The organism is Vibrio hepatarius, assembly GCF_043642085.1.
GTDB lineage: Bacteria > Pseudomonadota > Gammaproteobacteria > Enterobacterales > Vibrionaceae > Vibrio > Vibrio hepatarius_C.
On sequence record NZ_JBHZSA010000006.1, the window covers coordinates 229,609 to 250,987 of the forward strand.

Genomic DNA, 21,379 nt, shown 5'->3' on the forward strand with positions numbered 1-21,379 from the left:
ATATGCCAAGGCTTTATTCGTTGTCGTTACTGTCGACCATAAAACTCTATGCCACAGATTATCTGCTAGCTACTTTAAATCAATACTGTTTAATCGGCCCATAAACTCAAGGATCTCTAAGTTCTCCTTGTTGGCCGCAAGTAGTGCTTTCTTAGTTTTAGAGTAGGCGGCCAACCGGCCATGTTTCTTTATTGAGCAAACCACACTTCTGTAGATGAGTTTGCCGTTCTCATCATAGCTGCGCCATGCGGCGATATAGCATTCATCTTTGGCGTCTGGGTTATCTTTGGTCGGTCTAGGTTTAAAGATAATCTTGGGTTCAAGTGAGTGGGGTAAACGTGTCATGAGGTAAGGGTCTTTGAGTAGACGGCGCCAAAATTTGCCCCACATCTCACTGCCCATTTCATTTCGCAACTTAATCGCTTTCTGCAGGCCTTTCTTCTCTCCAATACGAATGTAGCCGACAGAGCGGTGGATGACTTTGTCATCTGGAGTATGGATATGAATTTTGAAGGCTGTTTTGGCCTTAGAGATGAAGCGATGACCAGTGTTGGTCTCTAAGTTACTTTTTTTCATTGTTTGACTATAGATAACTTTATTAATAATTATTTTAGATGAAAGTTAAAGGATGGTGAAGCTAAGAAAGCAAAAGGGCCAAGCATTTTTACTTGGCCCTGATAAAAGGAAGGTGTTTACGCTGGGATTCGACCTGTTAGGAAGAGAATACACTACCTAGCTTTGCAACGGAGCGTAGTGGCATTCTCGTCGAATCACTATAACAGTTTGTGCATAACATCTCCGAGCTGAATACTGCCTGCTAATTCTGCTTGATCGACAGAAAGCTCCGCTTCGTTTTCATATACGCGAGATACCGTTAGTGTTATGTCAGTTTCTGTAACTTTGTTTCGCGGTAAACCACGCTGGTCGATGAATGACCCAGTGTGCCAAAGTTGTAGTTTGTCACCCTCTTGAACGCCATGAACACGCCCTAGGTCAATCGTAATGGTATTGCCCCACTTAGCGACGACTTCTGGCAGTGTGATTTTACAAGATACTTCTGACTCTAGATCGAGCATGATATTTCGACTGACACGAAGCATCATATCACCGTAGGTTGACGCCCAGAAACGAGCACTTTTAGTATCGACTTGGCTTGTTTTGGCAAAAGGCCAACGAGCAACTTCACGGTAGTTGCGGTTATAGACTTCATTGCCAGTCTTGCCATCGAAGATGGTCATCTCGAGCGCAAACTGGCGGTTGATGACGTCATCTTTAATCAGATTTTTTTCTATGGTAGCGGTGAGGTCGGTAATCACACCCCCGATAATGTACTGCGCGCCTGTATCCTCAGCGATCATTTTAAGTCGCTCTGGGTATTTCTTACTGATCTCAAAGTCGGTCGTACCAACGGAAATAAAACTAGCCGACTCTTGATCTAATTGACGGTTGATGACGTTGGCAAAATCGTCACCGACACTGTATATCTGGCCCATTACCGCTTGTTGAGGGGAGGCGAGATCAATATTTCCAACTAAGAATGTCTTTTTATACTGACTGACATGGCAACCTGTTGCCGATGGATAAATATCGATACGCGCTTTGACGAACATAACGCCACTGCGAGTTCTTTCCTCTTCGACTAAGATATAGCGCACTTCAGTGCCCGTGAATTGATACTCTTTACGGCCACTTTCAAGCAATGGGCGCAGGTTAGCGATGCTACCGATATCAGCACCTGAAAAGCTCACTGCTTTGTAGATTGCGTCTTCTAGCGCATGAACACGGGCCACTTCTTCTGATGAAACGATAGTTGAAGTCCCCGTCACTTCATACCAACCAGCCAGTGCATTGTGTGCAAATAGGCTTAAGCAGACGGTTGATAAAAAGTACAGAAGCGATTTTTTCATGATTGATTACCAAGTTGGTTCATTTTTTGCTTAATAAATCTTAGCTGATTTAGGCATTGCCTTTCTTAATAGTTGCATTGATAGAAAAGCAAAGAATGTTCCACTTTTCGTTTTTTCGTAAAAGAGTCGACATTTAGGCCTTAATGTATCGGAGATTAGAGAATGAAAAAATGGTTATCGCTTGTGCCAGTGGTATTTCTGACCGCCTGTGCGTATGCGCCAATATATAATGGTAAAGAACCGTATAATGGTTCCCAGTTTATGCTGATGGACAGCCCGCGTCATACTCTTGACTTTTTTGTTGAGAGCATGACCGAAGACTTAATGATTTCAAATACGAGTGTATCGGCTCGTACACCGATTGCGGTAACGTCATTTGTTGATTTGCAGAATATGGATGCCACCAACTGGTTAGGTAATTCTGTATCGGAAGGGTTTATTCACCAGTTCCAACGTCGTGGGTTTAAAGTTGTTGATTTTAAAACAACCGGATCGATTCAGGTCACGCACCAAGGTGATTTTGCCTTTAGTCGAGATTGGAAAGATCTGGCGCAAGAACAAGATATCCAATATGTGCTGACGGGTACCATGCTTCGCCAAGAAGGTGGTGTGCTGGTAAATGCACGTGTTGTTGGTATGCAGTCAAGAATCGTTGTTGCAACGGCTCAAGGCTTCTTGCCAGCGGATCGTATTGGTCGAGATCTTGATACGCTTAATAGTATTCGTACGCAAGATGGGGTATTAATTCGCTCTGACCCAACAATGACCCAACCGTATACCGTGATTCTGCGTCCATAGGAGAGACAATGAAAAAGTTATTACTTCTTGTTGTTGCTTTGATGATGGTTGGTTGCCAACCTCTGCAGAACATGCGTCCTGATGACTGGTTGACTGCAGTTGGTTATGCCAGCATTAGTGAGCAAAAAGGGCGTAACGAAGACGAAAAACAAGTCCGCGCGATGCGTGCATCAAAAATCGACGCCTACCGTGAACTTGCTGAACAAGTATATGGCATGCGCGTAAGTGGTAGAGCCGATCTTAAAGATCAACGTCTAGGGACTGAGCTTACCTCTGGTGCGGTAGACGGTGTTATCCGTGGCGCTGAGGTTGTACGAAGCTATAAAGTCGGTGACAGTTACGTGACGGAACTTCGTTTAGATATCGAGAAGATGAATAAACTGCGTGATTATGGTGAAGTTCAGCAAGTGCCTGAAAAAAGGCAGCAAACACTTTTCTAACTGAATATTCTCTCTGATACAAATAAAAAGCGGCAATCATTGCCGCTTTTTATTTGTTTGGGTTTTCTATGCAGTTGGCGAACAAATTGGCTAGGCCTTAATATTTGTTCCAAGCGTTGTCACATTCTTCGTTTGGCCTTCAGCGGTATAAGTCATACCGAGTTTACCTTGAGACTGCTTCATCAAGTTATTTAGCTTATTGTAGCTTAACTGTGCACGTTGCAATGCTTGACCATTCACTTCATTCGCTTGCTGGCATTGAGATATAAGCGTACGAATTTGCTCTACCAGAGGGCTCAACTCTGGGTCTGAGGTTAAGTTTTCAACGTCAGGGTGGCGACGAATACGATCATCAGTGACTTGCAGTTGTTCAATGAGGGTGACTTTTTTGTTGGCTATCTGTTCAATATCTTTGGATTGGCGACTGGTGATGGCATGTTTTTCTTGCTCAAGAACATCACTCAGCTCTAGAGCATTTTTCAATTGAAATTCGACTAAACCATGTAGTGCTGCCATCTATTGAACTCTCACTCGCTATTTAAAGTCCACCAAGTTCTTTTTCGAACTTCATCATATTATCCGCCAGTTTCTCCGGATCTACCGTGTAAGAACCGTTGGCAATAGCTTCTTTAATCGCAGCAACTTTTGCTTGATCAAAGCTAGGTTGGCTAACCATTTGATTATGCATCTCACCGACAGCCTTGCCCTGAGAGCTTAGTGAAACAGCGTCTTGCGCAACGGTTGATTTCTTTGCTGAGTCAGAACCGCTAGTCGTTGAGTTATCATTTCGAACTGAGCTTCTCGTCGTTGTCGAGAGTGTTTGCCCCGAACGTATATTATCAATGCCTGCCATAGATGAGCCTTTTTAAAATAGAACTTGTACTGTCAATATCGACGAGTGCGGTAAGAACTTTAGCTTTTTTTTAGATTGGCTAAAAGACAACCGTGACTTCCGAAATTCCAGATACTCGTCCTTCAATTATACGGTTGGATTTACTATTTTTCACTCTTATCTGCTCACCGTGTGAACCATCTGTCAGAGCAACTCCTTTTGTTGTAATGGTCATCCCAGATTTCACGGCTTTGATCGTAACGGTTTCATTGCGGCATACAACACAAATGTCTCTATCCTCAATAACTTCTCCGGCACGAAGATTTTTCTTCGCTTTTGCACCGATTACCGCATCAATCGAGGTAAATCCTTGCCGTCTAAAACGTTGAAGGTCTACCATACTTAGAGTGACATCGTATTCAGAAATCAGTTGGCCACGAGAAATAGGCGAGGTCAGGGTGACTTGAGGGCCTGTACGAATCAGGCGCACTGGAACGTAGACCCGCCAGTTATCCTCGGGACATTCAACCAACACCGTAATATTACTGGAGCTAGGGTTAGTCGAAGAGGAAGAGCTTGATAACGGGCTTGGGCAATCGGTGGCAAATATACGACTATCGATATTTGCCGCTTTAGCTTCTAGTTGCCCCCCAACTGGCCACTCAATTTCGGCGATAATGTACTCTTCTGCAGCTTGTTGAATAAGCTCTATTTGGCTTTCTGTTGCGGAAAATACTGAAAAACTAAAGAAAAAGAATAAAAAGCCGATAGACTTACGAAACTTTTTATAGAAAGCTCTACAATTAGTTATGGAAATTGAGCGTAATGATGTTTTAGGATATATCATTCTGTTTCTCTGGTTTTTCATGGCCACTATGTAGATTACCATTTTTTTAGCATGAAGTTTGAGATGGAGATGAGCTTATGACCGGTATTCTTGATTCAGTGAATCAGCGTACGCAACTCGTCGGTCAAAACCGATTAGAACTCCTAACCTTTCGCCTGATGGGGCGCCAGCGTTACGGAATTAACGTATTTAAAGTAAAAGAGGTACTTCAGTGCCCTAAGCTTACTTCAATGCCAAACTTGCACCCTCTAGTGAAAGGGGTTGCTCATATTCGCGGGCATACCGTGTCAGTGATTGATCTTAGTTTAGCGATTGGCGGACGCCCTACCACTGACGTTGATAAAGCATTCGTCGTCATCGCAGAATTTAACCGTACGATACAAGCGTTTTTGGTGACGTCTGTTGAACGTATCATCAATATGCACTGGGAGGCAATTTTGCCGCCACCAGACGGTGCTGGTAAAGCGAACTACTTAACTGCGGTCACTAATATCGACAATGAACTGGTTGAAATTTTAGACGTAGAGAAAATTCTTGCTGAAATTGCTCCGGTTGATGAGACTATGGACTCGTCGATTAGTGAAGAGATTGCCCAAGCAGAAACTGAAAAAGAAATTGTTCGCCGTATTCTTATTGCCGATGACTCTACGGTTGCTCGTAAGCAAGTAGAACGAGCGATCACTTCGCTAGGTTTTGAAGTTGTTTCGGCAAAAGATGGCAAAGAAGCGTATGATAAGCTAGTCGAAATGGCGGCAACTGGTAGTATTTATGATCAGATCTCTTTGGTGATATCTGATATCGAAATGCCAGAGATGGATGGCTATACTTTGACTGCAGAAGTTCGACGCCACCCTGATTTGAAAGATCTGTATGTGATCCTTCACTCGTCATTGAGTGGGGTATTTAACCAAGCGATGGTCGAGCGTGTTGGTGCAAACTCATTTATTGCGAAATTTAACCCGGATGAGTTGGGTAATGCAGTGAAATCGGCACTTACTAATTAAAAGAGAAGTGAATGACAGCAATAACTATAAGCGATCAAGAGTATCGTGATTTCAGCCGTTTCTTAGAGTCACAATGCGGTATTGTCCTTGGTGATAGCAAGCAATACCTCGTTAGAAGTCGTCTTAGCCCACTTGTTACTAAGTTCAAGTTGGCTTCTCTTTCTGATCTATTAAGAGATGTGGTGAGCGGGCGTAACCGTGAACTACGAGTTGCTGCTGTCGATGCAATGACGACCAATGAAACACTTTGGTTCCGCGATACTTACCCATTTGAAGTATTAGCCAATAAGCTACTACCGGAAGCAGCAGCGAATAAACGCCCGATTAAAATTTGGTCAGCGGCCAGTTCTTCAGGTCAGGAGCCATATTCAATGGCCATGACGGTGCTAGAGCAGCAGCAACGCAAGCCGGGCATGCTTCCAAGTGTTTCTATTACGGCAACGGACATCTCTGCAAGCATGCTAGATATGTGTCGTGCAGGTATTTACGACAACTTAGCACTTGGCCGTGGTCTTTCACCTGAGCGTCGACGTAACTTCTTTGAAGATGCAGGCGATGGACGAATGAAAGTGAAAGACAATGTGAAACGCTTAGTAAATTTCCGTCCACAAAACCTGATGGATAGCTATGCGTTGCTGGGTAAGTTTGACATTATTTTCTGTCGAAACGTGTTGATCTACTTTTCGCCAGATATGAAGTCACAGGTCCTAAACCAGATGGCAAACAGTTTGAACCCCGGTGGTTACTTGCTACTTGGTGCATCTGAATCTCTGACTGGTTTAACCGATAGATTTGATATGGTTCGTTGTAACCCTGGAATCATCTACAAACTTAAGTAGAGCGTTCTACTCTTTCTAATCAAAGCCCAGCCTTGTCGCTGGGCTTTTGCGTATCTGCAGCTCAGAAAATAATTCGAGTGCTAAGAGTGTAGCGAGTATACTTTTGGTGAGGCATTCCAAATCTCAACCCCATAACTACGGCCAATTCTTAAGTTGGCGTGGTTATTGCTGTACAGAACGTGAAAGCAAAATTGGACTAATCATAAAAGTTGGTACATATATTGCTTTTGTAATATTACTAACGGTCAGTTCTTTAAGTAGAGGTCAACATGGCTATTTCTTTTGACAATGCACTAGGTATCCACCAGCACACGGTGGGAGTACGTGAGCGCAATGCTGAGGTGATTTCCACCAACATTGCACAAGCGAACACACCTGGATACAAATCGAAAGGAATGGACTTTCAAAAGGCACTGCAGGCGGCAACATCAGAGGCAAGCATTGGTCTTAGCCGAACTGATGGTCGGCATATCGCTGCCTCTACACAAGTGACAGGGGAAGTAATGTATCGTCTTCCAACACAACCTGACACGGGTGATGGCAACACGGTAGATGTGGATTTAGAGCGTAACTTGTTTATGCAAAACCAGATTCGCCACCAAGCGTCACTCGACTTCTTAGGAAGTAAATTCAAGAACTTAACGAAAGCAATTAAAGGGGAATAATTAGATGAGCTTATTTAACGTCTTCAATGTAACTGGTTCTGCCATGAGCGCTGAATCTGTTCGTCTAAATACGACCTCAAGTAACCTTGCAAACGCAGACAGTATCTCTAGCTCAGCGAAAGATACTTACAAAGCGCGTCATGCAGTGTTTGGTGCTGAGTTAAGTAAGGCAAAGTATGGCCGCGACCACACTGTGCCAGTGAAATTGATGGGTATTGTTGAAAGTGATAAACCGCTAAGTGCGGAATACAACCCTGACCACCCACTTGCAAACGACGAAGGTTATATCTACAAGCCGAACGTCAATGTAATGGAAGAGATGGCTAACATGATATCTGCTTCACGTTCATACCAAACGAACGTTCAAGTAGCAGATGCTAGCAAACAAATGCTGCTGCGTACGCTGCAGATGGGTCAATAAGGATAAGGATAAGGAGGTAACAGATGGCCGGAGGCATTAATAATAATGTTGGTCAGAGTGGCTTGTCCTATATCGACCAGCTTAAACAGCTTCAGGACAAGAATAAGCCTAATGAGACAACAGGTAAGCAAGATCTAAAGCAAGAAGACTTCTTATCACTGCTCACAAAGCAACTTGCCCAACAGGACCCGTTTAAGCCGGTTAGTAATGACCAGATGATTGCACAAATGGCGTCATTCGCAACCGTAGATGGTATTGGCAAGATGAACACTCAGTTTGAAACACTGAATGCGTCAATGACCTCAAACCAAGCACTACAGGCTTCATCGTTAGTTGGACGTGATGTCTTAGTACCAGGTGCTGCGGGTGTGAAGAAAGATGACGGCAATATGGCTGCTATGGTCAAACTACCTCAAGCTGTTGATAACGTGATGGTAAGAGTAGAAGACCAGATGGGACAGCTTGTCCGTACCTTTGAAGTCGGTTCTAAACCTGCGGGTGATAACCGTGTCGAATGGGATGGCAAAGATCAAAACGGTAATCCATTGCCGGCTGGCAAATACAATGTGAAAGCATCGGGTTTGTTAGACGGGAAGGCGAAAGAGTTTGAAGTTTCGACTTACGCAAACGTCAACAGCGTCCTTCTTGGTAAAGGTGATGGTAACGTACTACTCAATCTGGCTGGCTTTGAGTCGCCAGTTCGACTTGCTGAAGTACTAGAAGTTGGTAAGGCGTAACTCTTAATTAAGTTGTTATGCTAGCTAGATAGGAGATTTTGGAATGTCATATGTTGCACTAAGTGGTTTATCCGCTGCTCAATTAGACTTGAATACAACCAGTAACAACATTGCGAACGCGAACACGTATGGCTTTAAAGAGTCTCGTGCTGAGTTCGGTGATGTTTACTCGAATTCACTGTTCACTCACGCTAAAACGACACCTGGACAAGGTGTACAAGCGGCGAAGGTGGCACAACAGTTCCATGAAGGTTCAAGTATTTATACCAATAACCCAATGGATTTACGTATCGGTGGTACAGGTTTCTTCGCGGTTGCAAAAGACCGTTTGACTCCGACATCAAACGAGCTAACACGTAACGGTGCGTTCCACCTGAACAAAGATAACTACATGGTAACTGCGAATGATGAGTTCCTATTGGGTTATCAAGTGAATAAAGATACTGGCGATGTACTTTCTTATGAGCCGTCACCTATCAACATTCCAAAAGAATTTGGTAAGCCTAAGCAAACAGCAAACATCGAAGTTGGTGTAAACCTGCCTGCTGGGGGTGAGCTGAAAGACCCTGCGTTATTTGATTACTCAGATCCGGAAACATACAACCGTTCAACGTCTTCGACGATCTATGACTCTATGGGTCAGTCGTACAAATTAACTACTTACTACCTAAAAGATCAGACTCAGCCTAACACTTGGCAGACATACTACACAGTGACTGACAGTGCGGGTGAGAAACCTCTGAATATTACGGGTGGTGATGCAACGTCTCCGACTGGCCATGTTGGTCATACGATGAAGTTTAACAATGACGGTACTCTAGCAAGCCTTAACAATGGCCAAAATATTGTTTCTGAGCCACTAGGTACGGGGGCAAACCCTGTTGAACTTAACGGCGCTGATGTAAACCAGACTCTGTCTTTCGGTCTGCAAGATGCGACACAGTTTGCCGCACCGTTTGAACTGACTAAGTTCGATGAAGATGGCGCGACAACAGGCTTCCTGACTAAAGTTGATTTCGACGAAAACGGTAGTGTTCTAGGTACTTATTCTAACGGTGAGAACATCATTTTAGGTCGTGTTGCAATGGTTCGTGTAGCCAATGAGCAAGGTCTAGATAAGAAAGGTGGTACTCAGTGGGATTCTACTCAGTTCTCGGGTGATAAAATTTGGGGCGAGTCGAACAAAGGTTCGTTTGGTTCGATCAGCAGCGGTACGCTTGAGCAGTCAAACATTGATATGACTCAAGAACTGGTTGACCTGATTTCGGCTCAACGTAACTTCCAAGCGAACTCTCGTTCTTTAGAAGTGCATAACCAAACTCAACAGAACATCCTGCAAATCCGTTAATCGACTTACGTTGTTTGGCAATAATCTGGATAGCAAGCTGGTGGCAAAGATCAGCTTGCTATGTTGCCGCCTCTCACTCTTTGCCTCCTCTATTTTCTCCATTAAGCTTTCCGTTTGTATTTTAATTTATTGATATAAAACGACTTTTATAAGTTGGCATACCTATTGCTTTCTATTGATCAGAATTGTGATTATTGGAGCAAATTATGGATCGTGCACTGTTTCTTGCGATGAGCGGCGCCAAGCAGAATATGCAGGCATTGCAGCTTAGAGCAAATAACCTAGCGAACGTCAGTACCACGGGTTTCCGTGCTGATTTGGCGCAAGCGCGTTCAATGCAGGCATACGGCGAAGGTGTTCCTAGCCGAGTGTTTAGCATGACAGAGCGTCCGGGACATAATTTCCAACAAGGTAGTGTGATTACCACTGGCCGTGACTTAGATGTGACGATTCAAGGTGATGGTTGGATCTCTGTACTGGATCAGACGGGCAAAGAAGGTCTGACTCGTAACGGTAATCTAAATGTTGATGTGAACGGTTTACTGACAAGCGGCAATGGCCACTTAGTACTCGGTGAAACTGGCGCACCCATTACACTTCCAATTCCGGTGAGTAAAGTCGAGATCGGCAATGACGGTACAATTTCTGTGGTTCCTCAGGGTGCTCCAGCTGATGCTATTGAAATTGTGGACCGAATCAAGCTTACCCGCACCAATAACCAATCACTATTCAAAGATATCAACGGACTGTTCCGTGCAAAAGATCCTAATGCGGCATACGAGGCGGATGCCGATGTAAAACTGCTCACAGGCGCAATCGAAGGCAGTAACGTCAATGCCATCGGTGAAATGACTAGCCTGATTGACTTGCAACGCCAATTTGAAATGCAAGTGAAGATGATGAGCACCGCAGAAGATATGGACAAAGCGTCTGACTCTCTGCTTCGTATGAGCTAATAGATTTTAGGAGAAGGTTATGCATCCGGCATTGTGGGTAAGTAAAACGGGCTTAGACGCTCAACAAACCAATATTTCAACGATTTCAAACAACCTAGCAAACGCATCGACGGTCGGCTACAAGAAAAGCCGCGCGGTATTTGAAGATTTGTTCTATCAAAATATCAACCAACCTGGTGGCCAATCTTCACAGAACACCGAACTGCCAAGCGGTTTGATGCTAGGTGCTGGTTCTAAGGTTGTGGCAACCCAAAAGGTTCATACTCAAGGTAACACCCAGACGACCAATAACAGTCTCGATATGATGATTGAAGGTGACGGTTTCTTTCAGATCCTAATGCCAGACGGAAACATTGGTTACAGCCGTAATGGTCAGTTCACGGTCAATGATGAAGGCGTTATCGTAACTTCAGGCGCAGGCTATGCACTTGAACCTGAAATTGCCATTCCTGAAGACGCGCAGAGCATTACGATTGGTACCGACGGTGAAGTATCAGTACGTATTCGTGGTCAGCAAGATAACCAAGTGGTCGGTCAAATTGCCACCGTTGATTTTGTGAACCCAGGTGGTCTTGAACCAATTGGTCAGAACCTTTACATGGCGACAGGTGCGAGTGGCGACCCTCAAGAAGGTGTTCCTGGATTTGATGGATTTGGTGACATTCGCCAGTCGATGCTTGAAACATCAAACGTTAACGTTACCGAAGAGCTGGTTAATATGATTGAAGCTCAGCGTGTGTACGAAATGAATTCTAAAGTCATCTCTGCGGTCGACAAGATGATGAGCTTTGTTAACCAACAGCTTTAATCTAGTTGGAAGAGGGTAGAGAGATGAATCGATTACTAGCCATGCTATTAGGTGTTGCCACTTTATCTGGTTGTACACTGATGCAGCCACCGATTGAAACGCCTGATGTTGTACAAGGTACGACGACAGTTGATGCCGTTGAAGGTGATAAATCGAGTGATGATGAGTCTGGCATCATCGATACGCTACGTGGCAGAAATGATCCTGTCTCTGGCGATCCTGCCTGGGCTCCGATTCATCCTAAGCATCAGCCTGAGCACTATGCGGCTGAAACAGGTTCACTGTTTAATAGCGGCCGTGCATCCAGCCTATATGATGATTCTAAGCCACGTGGTATTGGTGACATTATTACCGTCACACTCGATGAAAGCACCAACGCGTCTAAGAGTTCAGACGCTGATTTATCGAAAAACAATGATGCAACCATGGATCCGCTGGAAGTCGGTGGTCAGCAGCTTAATATCGGTGACTACAACTTCTCATACAACTTAAGTAACGACAACTCATTCAGTGGCAGTGCTGCAGCCAACCAAAGCAACAGCTTATCTGGTTCAATTACCGTTGAAGTTATCGAGGTATTAGCCAATGGCAACCTTGTGATTCGTGGCGAGAAGTGGCTGACATTAAACACAGGTGATGAGTATATTCGATTAAGTGGCACCATCCGTCCTGACGATATTGACTATCAAAATACCATTGCATCAACCCGTATTTCTAACGCAAGAATTCAGTACTCTGGCACTGGCACACAACAAGATATGCAAGAACCGGGATTCTTGGCACGATTCTTTAATGTCTCTCTCTAATCCCAGTTAATGCCGCTTTTTTGGCACAAATATAAAGCTGGTTGAGTGTAGAGCAAAGGTACGGTTATGAAAAAGTGGTTTCTCCTTGTTACAAGTCTGCTGTTTATTGCAACACATGCGCAAGCAGCACGCATTAAAGACGTTTCGCAAGTTGCGGGCGTACGTAGTAACCAATTGGTTGGCTACGGCTTGGTAACGGGTTTGCCGGGCACGGGGGAATCCACGCCATTTACTGACCAAAGCTTCAATGCCATGTTGCAAAACTTTGGTATCCAGATGCCACCGGGCACAAAACCAAAGTCGAAAAACGTTGCCGCTGTTATTGTGACGGCTGAGCTACCAGCCTTTTCTAAGCAAGGCCAAACCATTGATGTTACTGTCTCTTCAATTGGCTCAGCCAAAAGCCTGCGTGGCGGCACATTAATGCAAACCATGCTAAAAGGTCTTGATGGGCAAATTTATGCCGTGGCACAAGGTAACCTTGTCGTAAGCGGTTTTAGCGCAACGGGGGCTGATGGTTCTAAAATTGTCGGTAACAACCCAACAGCGGGCATGATCTCAAATGGCGCAATGGTCGAGCGAGAAATTCCAACACCATTTAGCCGCGGCGACTACATCACTTTCAATCTGCTTGAGTCTGACTTTACTACTGCGCAGCGCATGGCTGATGCCGTAAACAACTTCCTTGGTCCTCAAATGGCTTCAGCGATTGATGCTACGTCGGTTAAGGTTCGTGCGCCGCGTGATATTACTCAGCGTGTGGCCTTCTTATCTGCCATTGAAAATCTTGAATTTAATCCTGCCGAAGGCTCAGCAAAAATAATCGTTAACTCTCGCACAGGAACTATCGTGGTGGGTAAGCATGTGCGCTTGAAGCCGGCGGCCGTGACTCATGGCGGTATGACGGTTGCTATCAAAGAGAATCTTAATGTCAGCCAGCCGAATGCCTTTGGTGGCGGAGAAACGGTGGTTGTGCCTGATACTGACATCGAAGTGACTGAAGAGCAGGGCAAGATGTTCAAATTCGAACCTGGTCTAACGTTAGATGATTTAGTCCGCGCTGTGAATGAAGTGGGCGCTGCCCCTTCTGACTTGATGGCAATCCTGCAAGCATTGAAGCAAGCAGGTGCTATTGAAGGTCAATTGATCGTTATCTAAGGGAGTAGAGCAATGATTAATAATGGCAATGATATTGGTTTTATCCACGATATCGCAGGGTTAGATAAGCTTCGTCAGAAAGCGGTAGATGGTGATGAGGCCAGTGAAAAAGCTGCATTGACTGCAGCGGCAAAACAGTTTGAAGCGATTTTTACCTCAATGCTATTTAAGTCGATGCGTGACGCGAACTCGACGTTTGAATCAGGCTTGATGGATAGCCAGAATCAGCAATTCTATCGTCAAATGATGGATGAACAAATGTCGAGTGAATTGAGCGCGTCAGGTTCTCTCGGTTTAGCTGATATGATCGTTGCACAGCTTACTTCAGGCAGTGTCGAGAACCAAAATGCCAACGCGCGAAATACTGATTTCGAAGCGATGATGCAGAAAGTTGACCGCATTCGCCAAGAACGTGCTGATACCACGATGGTTATGCCATCAGATAAAGTTGAACCATCAAGATTTAACTCTCCTGAGTCATTCGTTAGCTCGATGAAACCTTACGCGGAAAAAGCAGCAAGAGCTCTTGGGGTCGATTCATCATTACTTCTCGCCCAAGCAGCGCTCGAAACTGGCTGGGGTCAGAAGGTCATTAATAACTCTCGTGGTAGCAGTAACAACCTATTTAATATCAAAGCGGACAGAAGCTGGAGCGGCGATAAGGTGGCCACTCAAACCTTGGAATACCATCAAGGTGTGCCAGTTAAAGAGCAAGCCGCTTTCCGTTCATATCAAAACTATGAAGATAGCTTTAATGATTATGTGCGCTTTCTAAATGAAAATCCGCGTTATACAACGGCACTGCGCCATGGTGGCAACAATGAAGAGTTTATTCACGGTATTCACCAAGCAGGCTATGCAACAGACCCAAGTTACGCTGACAAAGTGTTAAGGGTTAAAGCGAAAATCGACCAAATGTAGAAACAAGCTCACCTTAGGGTGAGTTTTTTGTTGGAAGCGAGAACTCGTTGCTCCGATATGCGAGCTTACTCCTCAGGGAAAATGTCATTCCATAGAGCGACGAAGGAGTGAGTAGGGAATCTGTCCACTCTTCATTACAATCTTACAGAGATCCCCAACTCGCTCGTTCCTCACTCTTGAGGATGACATATAGATACACAACTTGGGTGATTCCAAACACTCCAATTACTCCTAATGGCACAGATATTGCTTTTACTAACTTAGATGTTCAGTTAATACTGATTTATATAGGTTTATTGGGGGCAATATGGCGTCTGATCTTCTGAATCTTGGTGCGCAAAGCGTACTGACGGCTCAGAGACAACTCAACACCACAGGTCATAACATCTCTAATGTAAATACAGAGGGTTATAGCCGTCAGTCGGTGATACAAGGCACAAACATGCCGCGTCAATACGGTGGGGAAACCTACGGTATGGGCGTACATGTGGACAAAGTTCGCCGCTCTTGGGATCAGTTTGCCGTTAACGAGCTTAATGTTTCGACCACTAGCCATGCCAATAAAATCGATGATGAAGCGAATTTGGAAATGTTATCCAACATGCTTTCATCTGTTTCCTCAAAGAAAATTCCAGAAAATTTAAACGAATGGTTTGATGGCGTGAAGTCGTTAGCCGATAGCCCCAATGACGTGGGTGCTCGTAAAGTTGTACTTGAAAAAGCTAACCTCATTACCCAAAACCTTAATGACTTCCATGAAACGATTCGTCACCAGTCAGATGTAACGAATAAGAAGCTTGATTTAGGTATCGAACGCGTTAACCAACTTGCGGTTGAAATTCGTGATTTACACCGCTTGATGATGCGTACTCCGGGCCCACATAACGACCTAATGGATACGCATGAGAAATTAATCGCTGAGCTTTCTGAATACACCAAAGTTACTGTAACGCCGCGCAAAAATGCTGAAGGTTTTAATGTCCATATCGGTAATGGCCACACGCTCGTTTCAGGCACTGAGTCCAGCGAACTGAAAATGATCGATGGTTACCCAGATGTTCACCAACGCCGCTTAGCGATGATTGAAGGTAAGGGGATTAAGGCGATCACTACCAAAGATATCGACGGTAAGTTGGGCTCGATGCTCTCGATGCGTGATGAAAAAATTCCGCAGTTAATGGATGAGCTAGGTAAACTCGCGACCTCATTTTCCTATGAAGTGAACAAGCTGCAATCCCAAGGTTTAGATTTGCGAGGCAACATCGGTGGGTTGATGTTTACCGATGTGAACTCTGATATTGTTGCGAAATCACGTGTCGTGACTTCATCTAATTCAAAAGCAGACCTAGCGGTATACATCGAAGATACTAACCAGTTAATCGGTGGCGAATATTCCCTCCAGTACAGTGGTGGCGACTACTACATTACTCGTCCAAGTGGTGAGCAGTTTATTGTGCCAGTCGTCGATAACGCTATCAGCCTAGATGGGATTCGAATCGATATTCGTAGCGATCTAGAGTCTGGTGAGCGCGTGCTATTAAGGCCGACTCGAAGCGGCGCTGCACAGATGAGAGTGGAAACCAATGACCCTAGTGCAATTGCGGCTCAAAGTTATGAAGCCTCAACCACGTTTGCACAAGGTACGGCAAAATTTAGTATTGCTCAGGCCGGATCTCTTAGAGAATTTGAAGTGGTGATCTCACCTGATGGCAAGCAGTTCGCGGTAACGGATACGAAAGGCAAAGTACTACTGCAGCCACAAGACTATCCACCAACAGGGGCGGTGACTGTACAAGGTACGTCATTTGAGCTTACTGGTGGCGCATTACCTAATGATAAGTTCACGGCAAACCTTGTCCCTTCTGAAGGTGATAACGGCAACTTACTAAAAATGCAAAACATTCAGACAGATAAAAAGCTGAATGACGGTGAATCGACCATTTTAGATATCTACCACAACCTGAATACGGATGTGGGCCTGCAAATGTCGACGGCATCGCGCCTAACCGATGTATCGCGTCTAGAAAAAGAAGCGGCTCAAGAAAGGGTTGCGTCGATTGCGGGTGTGAACCTCGATGAAGAAGCGGCAAATATGATGAAGTTTCAGCAAGCTTATATGGCTTCTTCGCGCATCATGCAGGCGGCAAATGACACCTTTAATACCATTCTGGCGTTGAGATAGGGAGGCGTAAATGTTGAATCGAATTTCTAGCTTCCATAACTATCAGTCAGTGCAGAATGATCTACGTCGTTCTGAAGCGAAAGTGCATCACAACCAAGCACAGCTCGCATCTGGTAAAAAACTGATGAAAGCCAGCGATGATCCGTTGGCGACACATTACATTCAGAATATTGGCCAACAGAAAGAACAGCTACGCCAATATACCGATGCCATCGTACTGACGCGAAATCGTCTAGAGCACCATGAAGTGATCATTTCTAATGCAGAAGAGTTCACCGATGATGCCAAGCGTACGGTGATGGAAATGATTAACGGCTCGCTTTCGCCTGAAGATCGACTAGCTAAACGCCGAGAAATCGAAGAGCTGGCTAACAACTTCCTTAACTTGGTCAATGTTCAAGACGAATCGGGTAACTATATCTTTGCCGGAACTAAGCCTAAGAATCAGCCATTTTTCCGCGATAAAGATGGCGATGTGAGTTATGCGGGTGATGACTATCAGCGCAAGATGAAAATCTCTAACAGCTTAGAAATGCCAATCAACAATCCAGGCAGTAAGTTGTTTATGGAGATTGATAACCCTTTTGGCAGCTATGAACCGCAATACAATTTGAAAGAAGCGTCTGAGCTGCTCTTAGAGCGAGCGATCAATACAAACCCTGATGATCAGTCTGAATATAAAGTGACGTTTGTTGATATGCCAGACGGCAAGTATGGCTATCAGCTTGAGCGCGATGGCTCAGTGGTCAAAGCGGATGTTTTCAATCCGGCTGAAGGTATCAAATTTGAAGAGCTGACAATTCAAGTTAAAGGTCAGTTGACCAAAGGTGATGAAATTACCTTAGACCGACGAGATACGTACAGCATATTCGATACCTTTAAAGATGCGATGAGCTTGTCATCGGGCTCTGTATCTGACGCATCGAATACCGCGAAACTTCACCAGATTACTCAAGAGTTCCATGCGGCGTTTATCCATTTAAACAAAGCCAGAACGGATGTGGGTGCTCGCCTCAGTACATTAGATATTCAGGAAGAGCAGCACGAAGATTTCAAAATGACTCTAGCAAAGTCGAAGAGTAATTTTGAAGATTTGGACTATGCCGAAGCCATTATTGAGTTCAACGAGAACTCAAGGGCTTTGCAAGCGTCGCAACAAGCTTTCGGTAAGACAAAAGATTTAACCTTATTCAATTACATCTAAGCTCTACGCCTTATGTGCAACGCCTTAAGTGCGAGCTAGATCATTGAATAGTTTCACCAGCTGCTTTGAAAGAGGCAAGTGGTGGCAAAGTAAGCGGCAAACCGATTGCCGCTGCTTAAAAGTGGCAAAGAAGTCAGCGTGATTAATTATCGGTACTTTATTTAACGTGCTGATATTAAGAAACTTTAAAAGTGTTTTCTGACAAAATTTAAAGTTGGCACGCTACTTGAATTAATCAGATTAGAGTTTAAACAACAAGCTTTGAGTTGGTGATATTCCGACTTAGCTACGAATTTACGGTCAGTGCTTCCAAATGAGACAAAGCTGGCCGCTTCGCAAGCAGTTGCGAACTCAATAGGAGAGCAAACTATGACCATAACAGTAAATACTAACGTTTCGGCGATGACCGCTCAGCGTTACTTAAATAAAGCGACCGGCGACCTTAATACATCGATGGAACGCTTATCATCAGGCCAACAAATCAACAGCGCGAAAGATGACGCTGCGGGTCTACAGATTTCGAACCGATTAACGGCGCAGTCTCGTGGTCTAGATGTGGCAATGCGTAACGCAAATGACGGTATTTCCATTGCTCAAACTGCAGAAGGTGCGATGAACGAATCGACATCTATCCTGCAACGTATTCGAGATCTATCGCTACAGTCTGCAAACGGCACGAACTCGGCGTCAGAACGTCAAGCGCTACATGAAGAAGTTGCAGCTCTGCAAGATGAACTAAACCGTATCGCTGAAACGACCTCTTTTGGTGGTCGTAAGTTACTTAACGGTTCGTTCGGTGAAGCATCATTCCAGATCGGTGCAAGCTCTGGTGAAGCGATTATCATGGGCCTAACTAGCGTGCGTGCAGATGATTTCCGTATGGGCGGTCAGTCATTTATTTCCGCACCAGAAAATGCGAAAGATAAGGACTGGGGTGTACCACCAACGGCTAAAGATCTTAAGTTTGAATTCACGACTAAAGATGGTGAAGCAGTAACACTAGATATCATTGCTAAAGAAGGTGATGACATCGAAGAAGTTGCAACATACATCAATGGTCAAACAGATAAGCTAAAAGCATCTGTTGATGAAGATGGTCGCCTGCAAATATTTGCCGCTGAACCAAACCTTGAAGGCAACTTGAATATCTCTGGTGGTCTTGCTGGTGAGCTTGGTCTTACTGGTGGTCCAGGTACCAATACAACGGTTCAGAACATTGATGTAAATACGGTTGGTGGTGCTCAAAATGCAGTTGGTATTATTGATGCCGCACTTAAATATGTAGACTCTCAGCGAGCTGACCTGGGTGCGAAACAGAACCGACTAAGCCACAGCATTAACAACTTGGCGAACATCCAAGAAAATGTTGAAGCATCGAACAGTCGTATTCGTGATACTGATTTCGCGAAAGAAACAACGGCGATGACTAAAGCACAAATTCTGCAACAAGCGGGTACATCGATACTTGCTCAAGCAAAACAGTTGCCAAACTCTGCAATGTCACTATTGCAATAGTAGTCAATACCTTCACTAGCAGTAACCTAGACGTAGGGTTAGGTGAAGGGATGACGGCAAACATAGGTGATGAAAATATAGAACTCTCTCTCATACCTGTTCTATAACCGAATCACTTATGTAAACGACAACTAGGCTGTGATCATTTCTCTCGATCTCCAACGGCATTGGTTGTCAAATAGCCCCGGTTCTCTCAAAGGAAGGTATGACTAATTAGTTATACTTGGGGCTACCTCTTTTTAACGCCTTGCTCTCTAATCGGAGCAGGGCGTTTTCTCGTTTTAGGTATTTGAAACTAGCCTTTAGTATCCACTCTTCCGTCTGTATCTAACATATTTTTCATGCTCACAATCTGAACAGATGCCCGACCGATAGCGGCAAAACTTTAGCATCTAATTTCATATTTATTTGTTTCGTCATGTTTTCAATGAAATAGCCATGATGTGACTAAATTTTCTTCATTCTGCTCTAAAGTTCATCAATTCACTGTCGTTATAAAGGGTACTTTGAGAGAACTCATTGGTTTTCCGAGACGTCGGGAACCTTTCGGATACTCCGGTAAATGGAAAATCAATAGGAGAACCACTATGGCGGTTAATGTAAATACAAACGTTTCTGCGATGACAGCTCAGCGTTACTTAAACAGTGCAAACTCAGCGCAGCAAACGTCAATGGAAAGATTATCTTCTGGCTTTAAGATCAACAGTGCAAAAGACGATGCAGCAGGTATGCAAATCTCGAATCGATTGAATGTGCAAAGTCGTGGTCTAGATGTCGCCGTACGAAATGCAAATGATGGTATTTCGATGGCACAAACAGCAGAAGGTGCAATGAATGAAACAACCAACATTCTGCAACGTATGCGTGACTTGTCACTGCAATCAGCAAATGGTTCTAACTCGAAGTCAGAGCGTGTTGCTATCCAAGAGGAAGTAACAGCACTGAATGATGAGCTAAATCGAATTGCTGAAACAACCTCATTTGGTGGTAATAAGCTGCTCAACGGTACGTTTGCAACCAAGTCATTCCAGATTGGTGCTGACAACGGTGAGGCTGTAATGCTAACCATGAACAACATGCGTAGTGATAACGTGATGATGGGTGGTAACAGCTATGTGGCAGCGAATGGCCAAGGCAAAGATTGGTCTGTGCAAGCCGGTGCTAACGATCTAACTATTTCCCTAACAGATAAGTTTGGTGAAGCGCAAAATATCACTATCAATGCCAAAGAAGGTGACGATATTGAAGAGCTCGCAACTTACATCAACGGTCAAACTGACCTTGTGAAAGCGTCTGTTGGTGAAGAGGGTAACTTACAGCTATTTACAGATAATAATAGAGTTGATGGCGCAGCAACGTTTGGAGGCTCTCTAGCAGGTGAGTTAAGCTTTGGTGCAGCTCAAGCCGTTACGGTTGATACTATTGATGTTACGTCGGTAGCTGGAGCTCAAGAGTCAGTAGCTATTGTTGATGCTGCATTGAAGTTTGTAGATAGTCATCGCGCAGAGCTTGGTGCATTCCAAAACCGTTTCAATCATGCGATTAACAACTTAGAAAACATCAATGAGAATGTGAACGCATCTAATAGTCGAATCAAAGACACTGACTTTGCTAAAGAAACAACGGCATTGACTAAGTCTCAGATCCTAACTCAAGCTTCTAGTTCTGTTCTTGCACAAGCAAAGCAAGCGCCCAACTCAGCGTTGGGGCTTTTAGGCTAAAGAGCTGAACTCTTTAGAAACTAATAAAGTCATGACTTAAGTGAAAACCCAGCTTCGGCTGGGTTTTGTTTTTTTGCCGTTTAAAAGTTGTAGGGATATCGAAAGGGGCTTATTCGTGTAAACGGTAGTTTTAGATAGATAAAAGAAAACCCAGCTAAAAAGCTGGGTTTCTCTCTCTATTTCTAGAGTAAGTATGGTGCGGAAGGAGAGACTTGAACTCTCACACCTTGCGGCGCCAGAACCTAAATCTGGTGCGTCTACCAATTCCGC

At 44.4% G+C, this 21,379-nt stretch carries 23 protein-coding genes; 17 read left to right on the top strand and 6 right to left on the bottom strand.

Annotated elements, in window-relative coordinates; genetic code table 11:
- Positions 1 to 69 precede the first annotated feature (69 nt).
- Positions 70 to 576, bottom strand: a complete 507-nt coding sequence (locus ACHUFZ_RS14130) for a Fe3+-citrate ABC transporter substrate-binding protein (protein WP_394127657.1) — start codon at positions 574 to 576, stop codon at positions 70 to 72.
- Between the two features lie 197 nt (positions 577 to 773).
- Positions 774 to 1,907 (bottom strand): flagellar assembly protein FlgT, encoded by a 1,134-nt coding sequence (locus tag ACHUFZ_RS14135; protein ID WP_394127658.1) that lies wholly within the window; start codon positions 1,905 to 1,907, stop codon positions 774 to 776.
- A 162-nt stretch (positions 1,908 to 2,069) separates the two neighbouring features.
- Between ACHUFZ_RS14135 and ACHUFZ_RS14140 the strand changes: the two genes are divergently transcribed.
- Together ACHUFZ_RS14140 and flgP are read left to right on the top strand one after the other, a co-directional pair.
- Positions 2,070 to 2,705 carry a FlgO family outer membrane protein gene (locus ACHUFZ_RS14140; RefSeq protein ID WP_053441803.1) on the top strand — a complete coding sequence of 212 codons (636 nt, stop codon included), beginning with the start codon at positions 2,070 to 2,072 and terminating at the stop codon, positions 2,703 to 2,705.
- 8 nt (positions 2,706 to 2,713) lie between these two features.
- Complete coding sequence (gene flgP / locus ACHUFZ_RS14145; RefSeq protein WP_004415045.1) at positions 2,714 to 3,145, top strand: flagellar assembly lipoprotein FlgP; 432 nt, start codon at positions 2,714 to 2,716, stop codon at positions 3,143 to 3,145.
- A 90-nt stretch (positions 3,146 to 3,235) separates the two neighbouring features.
- Here the strand turns inward: flgP and ACHUFZ_RS14150 are convergent, their stop codons facing one another.
- The 3 genes from ACHUFZ_RS14150 to flgA all read right to left on the bottom strand — a co-directional run bounded on the left by ACHUFZ_RS14150 (position 3,236) and on the right by flgA (position 4,824).
- Positions 3,236 to 3,661, bottom strand: coding sequence for a flagella synthesis protein FlgN (locus ACHUFZ_RS14150; protein ID WP_394127659.1), 426 nt, complete (start codon positions 3,659 to 3,661; stop codon positions 3,236 to 3,238).
- 22 nt (positions 3,662 to 3,683) lie between these two features.
- Positions 3,684 to 3,998, bottom strand: a complete 315-nt coding sequence (gene flgM / locus ACHUFZ_RS14155) for a flagellar biosynthesis anti-sigma factor FlgM (protein ID WP_004415040.1) — start codon at positions 3,996 to 3,998, stop codon at positions 3,684 to 3,686.
- Between the two features lie 79 nt (positions 3,999 to 4,077).
- Positions 4,078 to 4,824, bottom strand: coding sequence for a flagellar basal body P-ring formation chaperone FlgA (gene flgA / locus ACHUFZ_RS14160; protein ID WP_053441805.1), 747 nt, complete (start codon positions 4,822 to 4,824; stop codon positions 4,078 to 4,080).
- Between the two features lie 77 nt (positions 4,825 to 4,901).
- On the opposite strand from flgA, the gene ACHUFZ_RS14165 reads away from it, so the two are divergent.
- The 15 genes from ACHUFZ_RS14165 (at position 4,902) to ACHUFZ_RS14235 (ending at position 21,109) form a co-directional block, all read left to right on the top strand.
- The gene (locus ACHUFZ_RS14165) at positions 4,902 to 5,828 is read left to right on the top strand and encodes a chemotaxis protein CheV (protein ID WP_394127660.1); all 927 of its coding nucleotides are present in this window, start codon (positions 4,902 to 4,904) and stop codon (positions 5,826 to 5,828) included.
- An 11-nt stretch (positions 5,829 to 5,839) separates the two neighbouring features.
- A complete protein-coding gene (locus ACHUFZ_RS14170) occupies positions 5,840 to 6,667 on the top strand; it encodes a protein-glutamate O-methyltransferase (RefSeq protein ID WP_004415035.1) in 828 nt (275 codons plus the stop codon).
- Between the two features lie 269 nt (positions 6,668 to 6,936).
- Positions 6,937 to 7,332 (top strand): flagellar basal body rod protein FlgB, encoded by a 396-nt coding sequence (gene flgB / locus ACHUFZ_RS14175; protein ID WP_053441807.1) that lies wholly within the window; start codon positions 6,937 to 6,939, stop codon positions 7,330 to 7,332.
- Between the two features lie 4 nt (positions 7,333 to 7,336).
- Complete coding sequence (flgC, locus tag ACHUFZ_RS14180; protein WP_004415032.1) at positions 7,337 to 7,753, top strand: flagellar basal body rod protein FlgC; 417 nt, start codon at positions 7,337 to 7,339, stop codon at positions 7,751 to 7,753.
- A 23-nt stretch (positions 7,754 to 7,776) separates the two neighbouring features.
- Entirely contained in the window at positions 7,777 to 8,490 is a 714-nt protein-coding gene (gene flgD, locus ACHUFZ_RS14185) for a flagellar hook assembly protein FlgD (protein WP_134836212.1), read from the top strand.
- A gap of 43 nt (positions 8,491 to 8,533) precedes the next feature.
- A complete protein-coding gene (gene flgE / locus ACHUFZ_RS14190) occupies positions 8,534 to 9,838 on the top strand; it encodes a flagellar hook protein FlgE (RefSeq protein WP_394127661.1) in 1,305 nt (434 codons plus the stop codon).
- Between the two features lie 206 nt (positions 9,839 to 10,044).
- Positions 10,045 to 10,794, top strand: a complete 750-nt coding sequence (locus ACHUFZ_RS14195) for a flagellar basal body rod protein FlgF (protein WP_394127662.1) — start codon at positions 10,045 to 10,047, stop codon at positions 10,792 to 10,794.
- Between the two features lie 19 nt (positions 10,795 to 10,813).
- The gene (gene flgG, locus ACHUFZ_RS14200; RefSeq protein WP_134836209.1) at positions 10,814 to 11,602 is read left to right on the top strand and encodes a flagellar basal-body rod protein FlgG; all 789 of its coding nucleotides are present in this window, start codon (positions 10,814 to 10,816) and stop codon (positions 11,600 to 11,602) included.
- Between the two features lie 23 nt (positions 11,603 to 11,625).
- Positions 11,626 to 12,408 (top strand): flagellar basal body L-ring protein FlgH, encoded by a 783-nt coding sequence (gene flgH / locus ACHUFZ_RS14205; protein ID WP_394127663.1) that lies wholly within the window; start codon positions 11,626 to 11,628, stop codon positions 12,406 to 12,408.
- Positions 12,409 to 12,474: 66 nt separating this feature from the next.
- A complete protein-coding gene (locus ACHUFZ_RS14210) occupies positions 12,475 to 13,566 on the top strand; it encodes a flagellar basal body P-ring protein FlgI (protein WP_394127664.1) in 1,092 nt (363 codons plus the stop codon).
- A gap of 12 nt (positions 13,567 to 13,578) precedes the next feature.
- Entirely contained in the window at positions 13,579 to 14,487 is a 909-nt protein-coding gene (gene flgJ, locus ACHUFZ_RS14215) for a flagellar assembly peptidoglycan hydrolase FlgJ (RefSeq protein WP_394127665.1), read from the top strand.
- A 307-nt stretch (positions 14,488 to 14,794) separates the two neighbouring features.
- Positions 14,795 to 16,669 (top strand): flagellar hook-associated protein FlgK, encoded by a 1,875-nt coding sequence (gene flgK / locus ACHUFZ_RS14220; RefSeq protein ID WP_394127666.1) that lies wholly within the window; start codon positions 14,795 to 14,797, stop codon positions 16,667 to 16,669.
- 10 nt (positions 16,670 to 16,679) lie between these two features.
- A complete protein-coding gene (gene flgL, locus ACHUFZ_RS14225; protein ID WP_394127667.1) occupies positions 16,680 to 17,873 on the top strand; it encodes a flagellar hook-associated protein FlgL in 1,194 nt (397 codons plus the stop codon).
- Between the two features lie 369 nt (positions 17,874 to 18,242).
- On the top strand, positions 18,243 to 19,388 hold the full coding sequence (locus ACHUFZ_RS14230) for a flagellin (RefSeq protein ID WP_134836203.1): 1,146 nt from the start codon (positions 18,243 to 18,245) through the stop codon (positions 19,386 to 19,388).
- A gap of 587 nt (positions 19,389 to 19,975) precedes the next feature.
- On the top strand, positions 19,976 to 21,109 hold the full coding sequence (locus ACHUFZ_RS14235) for a flagellin (protein ID WP_394127668.1): 1,134 nt from the start codon (positions 19,976 to 19,978) through the stop codon (positions 21,107 to 21,109).
- 36 nt (positions 21,110 to 21,145) lie between these two features.
- Here the strand turns inward: ACHUFZ_RS14235 and ACHUFZ_RS14240 are convergent.
- Positions 21,146 to 21,379 (bottom strand): hypothetical protein (locus tag ACHUFZ_RS14240; RefSeq protein ID WP_394127669.1); only part of this gene is annotated, 234 nt, incomplete at its 5' end.

What these genes read in the sequence shown, in the direction of transcription:
- flgB (WP_053441807.1), top strand. Translation starts at nt 6,937, where the DNA reads ATGGCTATTTCTTTTGACAATGCACTAGGTATCCACCAGCACACGGTG.
- flgJ (WP_394127665.1), top strand. Translation starts at nt 13,579, where the DNA reads ATGATTAATAATGGCAATGATATTGGTTTTATCCACGATATCGCAGGG.
- ACHUFZ_RS14195 (WP_394127662.1), top strand. Translation starts at nt 10,045, where the DNA reads ATGGATCGTGCACTGTTTCTTGCGATGAGCGGCGCCAAGCAGAATATG.
- flgG (WP_134836209.1), top strand. Translation starts at nt 10,814, where the DNA reads ATGCATCCGGCATTGTGGGTAAGTAAAACGGGCTTAGACGCTCAACAA.
- flgH (WP_394127663.1), top strand. Translation starts at nt 11,626, where the DNA reads ATGAATCGATTACTAGCCATGCTATTAGGTGTTGCCACTTTATCTGGT.
- ACHUFZ_RS14130 (WP_394127657.1), bottom strand. Translation starts at nt 576, where the DNA reads ATGAAAAAAAGTAACTTAGAGACCAACACTGGTCATCGCTTCATCTCT.
- flgM (WP_004415040.1), bottom strand. Translation starts at nt 3,998, where the DNA reads ATGGCAGGCATTGATAATATACGTTCGGGGCAAACACTCTCGACAACG.
- ACHUFZ_RS14235 (WP_394127668.1), top strand. Translation starts at nt 19,976, where the DNA reads ATGGCGGTTAATGTAAATACAAACGTTTCTGCGATGACAGCTCAGCGT.
- ACHUFZ_RS14135 (WP_394127658.1), bottom strand. Translation starts at nt 1,907, where the DNA reads ATGAAAAAATCGCTTCTGTACTTTTTATCAACCGTCTGCTTAAGCCTA.
- ACHUFZ_RS14170 (WP_004415035.1), top strand. Translation starts at nt 5,840, where the DNA reads ATGACAGCAATAACTATAAGCGATCAAGAGTATCGTGATTTCAGCCGT.
- flgA (WP_053441805.1), bottom strand. Translation starts at nt 4,824, where the DNA reads ATGATATATCCTAAAACATCATTACGCTCAATTTCCATAACTAATTGT.
- ACHUFZ_RS14140 (WP_053441803.1), top strand. Translation starts at nt 2,070, where the DNA reads ATGAAAAAATGGTTATCGCTTGTGCCAGTGGTATTTCTGACCGCCTGT.
- ACHUFZ_RS14150 (WP_394127659.1), bottom strand. Translation starts at nt 3,661, where the DNA reads ATGGCAGCACTACATGGTTTAGTCGAATTTCAATTGAAAAATGCTCTA.
- ACHUFZ_RS14165 (WP_394127660.1), top strand. Translation starts at nt 4,902, where the DNA reads ATGACCGGTATTCTTGATTCAGTGAATCAGCGTACGCAACTCGTCGGT.
- flgL (WP_394127667.1), top strand. Translation starts at nt 16,680, where the DNA reads ATGTTGAATCGAATTTCTAGCTTCCATAACTATCAGTCAGTGCAGAAT.
- ACHUFZ_RS14210 (WP_394127664.1), top strand. Translation starts at nt 12,475, where the DNA reads ATGAAAAAGTGGTTTCTCCTTGTTACAAGTCTGCTGTTTATTGCAACA.
- flgD (WP_134836212.1), top strand. Translation starts at nt 7,777, where the DNA reads ATGGCCGGAGGCATTAATAATAATGTTGGTCAGAGTGGCTTGTCCTAT.
- flgK (WP_394127666.1), top strand. Translation starts at nt 14,795, where the DNA reads ATGGCGTCTGATCTTCTGAATCTTGGTGCGCAAAGCGTACTGACGGCT.
- flgE (WP_394127661.1), top strand. Translation starts at nt 8,534, where the DNA reads ATGTCATATGTTGCACTAAGTGGTTTATCCGCTGCTCAATTAGACTTG.
- flgC (WP_004415032.1), top strand. Translation starts at nt 7,337, where the DNA reads ATGAGCTTATTTAACGTCTTCAATGTAACTGGTTCTGCCATGAGCGCT.
- flgP (WP_004415045.1), top strand. Translation starts at nt 2,714, where the DNA reads ATGAAAAAGTTATTACTTCTTGTTGTTGCTTTGATGATGGTTGGTTGC.
- ACHUFZ_RS14230 (WP_134836203.1), top strand. Translation starts at nt 18,243, where the DNA reads ATGACCATAACAGTAAATACTAACGTTTCGGCGATGACCGCTCAGCGT.